Origin of the sequence: Photorhabdus sp. S10-54 (assembly GCF_963878145.1) — a bacterium.
Taxonomy (GTDB): Bacteria; Pseudomonadota; Gammaproteobacteria; order Enterobacterales; family Enterobacteriaceae; genus Photorhabdus; species Photorhabdus kayaii.
In genome coordinates this window covers 72,400-77,886 of the sequence record NZ_CAWNXG010000023.1, presented here as the reverse complement: position 1 = coordinate 77,886, position 5,487 = coordinate 72,400, and the positions used below count along the sequence as shown (strand labels likewise).

Sequence of the window (5,487 nt, the reverse complement as noted above, 5' to 3'; positions counted from 1 at the left end):
GCGGGCGTCAGCCTCGGCCAACCAACCACCGGTCAGGTGCTGAATAATCTGGCGGTTAATGCGCTGACGGGGGCCCATAATCAGGGCCATGACAGCAGTACCACGCATGCCGCCGTCAGTGACGGCCACCTGATTATCCGGGATAAGGACCACCAAACGCAGGATATCGCGAACTTAAGTCGCGATACCGATAACGCCGCCAATGTCTTGAGTCCGATATTTGACAAGGAAAAGGAACAACAGCGGCTGAAACAGGCGCAACTGATTGGCGAACTCAGCGCCCAGATGACCGAGATAGCCGGGACGGAAGGGAAAATTATCGCGACCCAAGCGGCGAAAGCGAAACTCAGTCATATCAGTGAACAGGACCAAGCTGATGCCAAAGAAAAATTGATCAACGCAGGCAATCAACACCCGACTCTGGAGGATATCAATAAACAAATTTATGACACCGCTTACACGCAGGCGCTGAATGACTCCGGCCTGGGGACCGGCGGCAAATATCAAAAAGCGTTACAGGCGGCTACGGCAGCGATTCAGGGGCTGGCGGGGAACAATCTTGGTCAGGCGCTGGCCGGCGGCGCATCGCCGTATCTGGCCGGGGTGATTAAAGAACTGACTACTGACCCGCAAACCCATCAGGTGGATATCGCCACCAACACGCTGGCCCATGCGATTTTAGGCGCGGTGGCGGCGGAGGTGAGTGGTAACAATGCCTTGTCAGGAGCAGCCGGTGCCACGTCCGGTGAGCTGGCCGCTCAGGTACTGATTAAGCAGCTTTACGGCGACGGGGCAAAAGTCAGTGAGTTAACGGAGGAGCAGAAACAGACTATCAGCACCCTTTCTACCTTGGCGGCCGGGCTGGCAGGCGGCATTGCCGGTGACTCTACCGGGAGCGCCGTTACCGGGGCCCAAGCCGGGAAGAATGCGGCTGACAATAATGCCCTTAGCATGGGACGTCTGTTTGGTTCCGAAGGTGCTAAACATTTTGAAGGCGCAGGTTCACTGGCTCAAAAAATGGCCCAATCCGGGGCAACACCCGAAGAAATAAACACAGCCTTAACTCACTACTTAAAAGGACAAGTCCCTGATGGTCAGGACCCGGCAAAAGGTTTGATCATTGCATGGGGCAACTTCTTTGGCGTTCCATTGGATGTCGTGTTGTCAAATGAGCAGATGACGCCACAGAAAGCGGCGGAAATTGTTGCCGGTGGGATACCTAACAGTGAAGCGAAGTTAATACAGTTTGCGGCAGCAAAGGCGTATCTGTCTTTGAGTAAATATCAGTCGACAGAAGTGGTTAATGGAAACGGAGATTTGTTAGCTGAACATGTCAAAGGGAATGTTATAGCAAGTCAAAAATCAAACAAGTCTTCTAATTTTGGTAAATTTAGTAAAGCGGAAGGGACAGTTCAGGAATCGCTTGGAATTTGGCCGCCAAATCGAGGCGCTTATGGACCGGTTGAAAAAGTGACGTTACCAGCAGGAACAATTGTTGATAGATATGGACATCCTGGAGGTAACTTTGTGTCACCAGTTGGTGTACCATTTGAGAACAGAGCATTACCTCCGTCTTATGAAACTACAAAACCATACTTCCAATATAAAGTTGTTAAACCGATACCTGATGTACCAAAGTCAAATATATTGCCTTGGTTTGGTCAAAAAGGAAAAGGAACGCAATATGAATTACCTAAATCGGTTCAATGGTACTTGGATAACGAATACATACAGAAGGTAAATAATAAATGACAAGTGAAGAACTTATAGCTCAGTTAAATATACTGAACATTCATCCCAGTAGCTATTCTTTAGGTACATTGAAAAATAACGATTGTACTTGTGTCGTTAAAGAAAAGGGGCAATGGACTGTTTATTATGTTGAAAGAGATCAACCTTCTATTCTTTCTTCGTTTTTAACAGAAGAAGAAGCGTATGATTTTATTCTGGAACAGTTTAAAAAGTGGTTATCATAGATGTAAATCCCGACCCGCTGAACCGGGAGAGATCTTACTGTTAATCGTTAGCTCAGGGAGTGATCTTCCGGCCTGATAATTAGTTATCAGCGATCGTGCTAATTAAGAAAGTGACTTATAAAGTAAAAAGTCGCGTCGGGGCGCTGTTGACCGGGTATTGAAGCGTACAAGGAAAAGCTGATGATAACTGACTGGATGCCTTAGAAAAATCGGTATCTGGCGCTCAACTTCGCAATGGAATGCGTTGTTGCTGACAATAATTTCTTAGGTAAACTGGTAACGGAAGGGTGTGCAATAGCTGCCCCATGCCGAGCCAAAGTAGCGGAGAAAGTCCTGGAGATAGGTGTTAAGGCGGGTATAACCGGAATAGTGGCAAAGGAAATTGCTGATAAGATTTCTTCAGAAGACTTAGACCATCTGATCATGCTTCAGATGATGGGAAATGATGAAATTACACAGAGTTACCTAAATACACTTCAGAATAAATACACTCAAGTTGCTAATCCAACTGATCTGCCAACACATACTGGCGGTGATCAGTCCGGTGATATCAGAAAATACCCTAATCATACAGGTGGAAACCAACAGTTAGAGCCGAGTAGTATACCGAACCATACAGGCAATGAGGAGAATCGGTCTGGTATTACGCCAAATCATACCGGCAATACGGAAGGTAAGCCGGATGTAGGTGGTAATACGACAGTGACACCAATTCCTGATGGGCCAACGAAAGATGATTTTATTTATCAGACCAAAGGAGAAAAACCAGAAAACTATTCTCCTGTAGGAGCTGGTAAGTCTGGTGCACTTAATGAAGCAAAACGTCGCTCAGGAATTCCTGTTGGAAAACATCCTGATAGAGTATTGCCAAATATTGATAAGCGTGGGAAGCTCCAACCTGGAAAAATATATGAATTTGATGTTCCTAAAGCAGGAGGCGGAACTCAAACAATACAAATTAGGGACGATGCTAAAGGACATGATTTTGGAGTAAATGATCCTCAAAATAGAGGACCTCACTTTAATGATGAAAAAGGGAATCACTATGACTATTAATATGATAGTTAGATATGCTGCTGATATCCGTAAAGATAATGATATTACTGATTTTAATTCCTTATTTATTACAACAGAGGATATTGAAGCAGTAAGCTGGGAGCTACTAAATGTAAATCGTGAAGAAGGTTTTGTACCACTTTTTACGAAAATGGTAAAAATGTTGGAGTTTTATAATGATAGAAGTTCTATTTATTTATATATAGAACTATCTGGCGTTCAACCGGATACATCTATTATTCGATATAAACAAACTTGGGGGTTATTAAAATCAAGAAGCAATGATATAGAGTTTGCGTTAAAAAAACAGAATGTTATGGTTCAGTCCTCACAAGGCTTAAGTTTATCAGGATTATGCTATTTTTATCTTTCCGATTTAAAAGCAGCCGCAAAGTTAGTATTAACTGAAAAGAAAACATATTTGGCACTTATTCCTAACGAAGATGTTTATGAAAAGTTAGATATAACGCAGATTCAACATGTTTCAGATTGGGCCAGTTTTATTTGGCAACATGGTGGTATCGTTTTAATGATATTAGGTGCGTTTGATGATCCTGGCTGTGAGATTATTGCACTGGGAAAGCATGAAACTATTTCTTCTCTAACAAAAAATTACTACGGACAATAATGCACTTAGCTTACCCAAAGGGATGGCGGATTACGGTCGGTCAGCATCAAATCTGGCTATCGCTATGTTAAATGAAGGTAAATCCCCTCAAGAGATTTCAGCGGCATTGTCAAAACATGCCAAAGGGGATCACCCGGAAGGACAAGATCCGGTAAGAGGATTGTTAGTCGCTTGGGGGGCTGGAATGTCCACAGTAGCAGCACCACTGTTGCTACCATCAGGAGCAACTGTAGGAAGTATTTTTGCTGGAGGTGTAATTAGTGGAAAGGCCAACATTAGTAATCAGCTTACAAATGGTCCAGTGAACATTACTGATGCACTGATAGCTACTGGAACGGGGGCGGTAACGCAGGGCAAAGGGTTTTGGTTTACAGAAGTGGCGAGTATTACTGGTGCGTATGCAGGTGCTAAATTGCAAGGGAAAGATCCTTTGTCCCCTGCAATTGGTGCAGGTATTGGTAACGTAATAGATGCAAGGACCAGTAAAGTAGTTACTGATAAATTTAAACCTGTAGTATCAGGAACTGTTGCTGAAGTCATTGGTGCAGGTTCTGGTGCAATAAGCTCTGAAGTTGCGGGCAGTACAATAGAAGATAAGTTAAACAAAAACTGGAGTAAGAAATGAAATCTACAATTGTTTTTCCTGACTCTATCCACTATTGCATCGTTATTTATTACAACCTTACTTTATTGATGCATCCCGCAATTTAGTGCTTCATCGTGCCCACGTCACCGGCAGATCAGAAGAGACGACCCAGGAAATCGTGAAGATTATGGGGCGGGCAGGAATTGCGGCAGCGTCCGGAGTTGCAGGCGGAATTAGTAAAGCAGATGCAAAAGTTATCAATTCAGACCAAAGCCAGCAGGCTAATGCTGATAAAGGTGCCCAAGCGGAAGCCACGAAAACATCACATAGCCAAACTGGGAATGCAGCGAAAGGAACAACAGGTAATATATCGACATTTAACCCTAATGAAATCAGATTCTCTGATCCTAGGAGGGGACTTGAGCCTAAAACATGGGGAGAGGCAATCACCGGAAGGATAAATAAACAAACTGGCGGGTTTAGTAAGAGTAACCCCGATGGTTCCGATGAGCTTCCTAGAATTACTAGAAAATCAAAGGATTAATCCATTATGACATGTTACTTATATTCAATAGAAGAACTACCAGAAGGATTTAGTTTTCCATCTTCTTTATTTGGAAATAGTAAATAAAGAATCTATTTTGGATTTAGAACCTTGGTGGTTTTTATGCGAATTTGAAAAATTCGCTAAATACTGGTTGTCTGAAATGAAAGCGCAATATCCAGAGAGACAACTCGTGCCATTTGCAAAAGTATCTTATTCTGATGATATTGCTTGCTTTGATAGTTCTGATATCTCTGGTGATCCAAAAATATTTTTTATCCATGCTTTTGCGTCAACTGGATGGGAAGATAGAAGGAATCTTAATAATTTTGATGAGTAGCTAGAATTAGCAAAGGAAGAATCAGCCCGTTATAAAATAGAACAGGAAGCAGAGTAAAATGTGAGACTTTGCTAATTAAAATTGTATAAACGACGTGAAGATCCCAGCCAACGCTGGGATCTTCCCTTTAGCCATCAACTGTTCTCAATAAGCCGGATAACCAAACAGCCCGTGCTCAATGCTGATCTGCACCGACTGCCCGGTCATAAAGCCCGCCTCTTCCAACCAGTTGCCCTTAAGATGCAGAAGGGAAAGACAAGGAACCTTACCAAAAATAAGAAAAAATCCGGTATAAACACTATATACCGGATTATCATATCAAGGTTAAATTATTCAAAACTTCTGACTATATCAGTA

At 43.0% G+C, this 5,487-nt stretch carries 8 protein-coding genes; 7 read left to right on the top strand and 1 reads right to left on the bottom strand.

Annotated features, from left to right (window positions below; all coding sequences use genetic code 11):
• The 7 genes from AACQ83_RS13775 to AACQ83_RS13745 form a co-directional block, all read left to right on the top strand.
• On the top strand, window positions 1-1,752 hold a 1,752-nt coding region (locus AACQ83_RS13775; protein ID WP_146747900.1), incomplete at its 5' end, for a glycohydrolase toxin TNT-related protein.
• Complete coding sequence (locus tag AACQ83_RS13770; protein WP_112878120.1) at window positions 1,749-1,976, top strand: hypothetical protein; 228 nt, start codon at window positions 1,749-1,751, stop codon at window positions 1,974-1,976. The genes AACQ83_RS13775 and AACQ83_RS13770, both read left to right, overlap by 4 nt.
• Window positions 1,977-2,210: 234 nt before the next feature.
• A complete protein-coding gene (locus tag AACQ83_RS13765) occupies window positions 2,211-3,032 on the top strand; it encodes an HNH/endonuclease VII fold putative polymorphic toxin (RefSeq protein ID WP_240000798.1) in 822 nt (273 codons plus the stop codon).
• Window positions 3,022-3,660, top strand: coding sequence for a hypothetical protein (locus AACQ83_RS13760; RefSeq protein ID WP_112878119.1), 639 nt, complete (start codon window positions 3,022-3,024; stop codon window positions 3,658-3,660). Before AACQ83_RS13765 ends, AACQ83_RS13760 begins: the two co-directional genes overlap by 11 nt.
• A gap of 22 nt (window positions 3,661-3,682) precedes the next feature.
• The gene (locus AACQ83_RS13755) at window positions 3,683-4,285 is read left to right on the top strand and encodes a hypothetical protein (RefSeq protein ID WP_112878118.1); all 603 of its coding nucleotides are present in this window, start codon (window positions 3,683-3,685) and stop codon (window positions 4,283-4,285) included.
• Window positions 4,286-4,424: 139 nt separating this feature from the next.
• On the top strand, window positions 4,425-4,790 hold the full coding sequence (locus tag AACQ83_RS13750; RefSeq protein ID WP_192881025.1) for a hypothetical protein: 366 nt from the start codon (window positions 4,425-4,427) through the stop codon (window positions 4,788-4,790).
• A gap of 97 nt (window positions 4,791-4,887) precedes the next feature.
• Window positions 4,888-5,130 carry a hypothetical protein gene (locus AACQ83_RS13745; RefSeq protein ID WP_240000797.1) on the top strand — a complete coding sequence of 81 codons (243 nt, stop codon included), beginning with the start codon at window positions 4,888-4,890 and terminating at the stop codon, window positions 5,128-5,130.
• 144 nt (window positions 5,131-5,274) lie between these two features.
• Here the strand turns inward: AACQ83_RS13745 and AACQ83_RS13740 are convergent, their stop codons facing one another.
• Window positions 5,275-5,355 (bottom strand): type I toxin-antitoxin system SymE family toxin, encoded by an 81-nt coding sequence (locus AACQ83_RS13740; protein WP_240000799.1) that lies wholly within the window; start codon window positions 5,353-5,355, stop codon window positions 5,275-5,277.
• Window positions 5,356-5,487: the final 132 nt, after the last annotated feature.

Excerpts from the sequence above, each read along its gene's own strand:
- AACQ83_RS13760 (WP_112878119.1), top strand. The coding sequence starts at position 3,022 with ATGACTATTAATATGATAGTTAGATATGCTGCTGATATCCGTAAAGAT.
- AACQ83_RS13770 (WP_112878120.1), top strand. The coding sequence starts at position 1,749 with ATGACAAGTGAAGAACTTATAGCTCAGTTAAATATACTGAACATTCAT.
- AACQ83_RS13755 (WP_112878118.1), top strand. The coding sequence starts at position 3,683 with ATGGCGGATTACGGTCGGTCAGCATCAAATCTGGCTATCGCTATGTTA.
- AACQ83_RS13765 (WP_240000798.1), top strand. The coding sequence starts at position 2,211 with ATGGAATGCGTTGTTGCTGACAATAATTTCTTAGGTAAACTGGTAACG.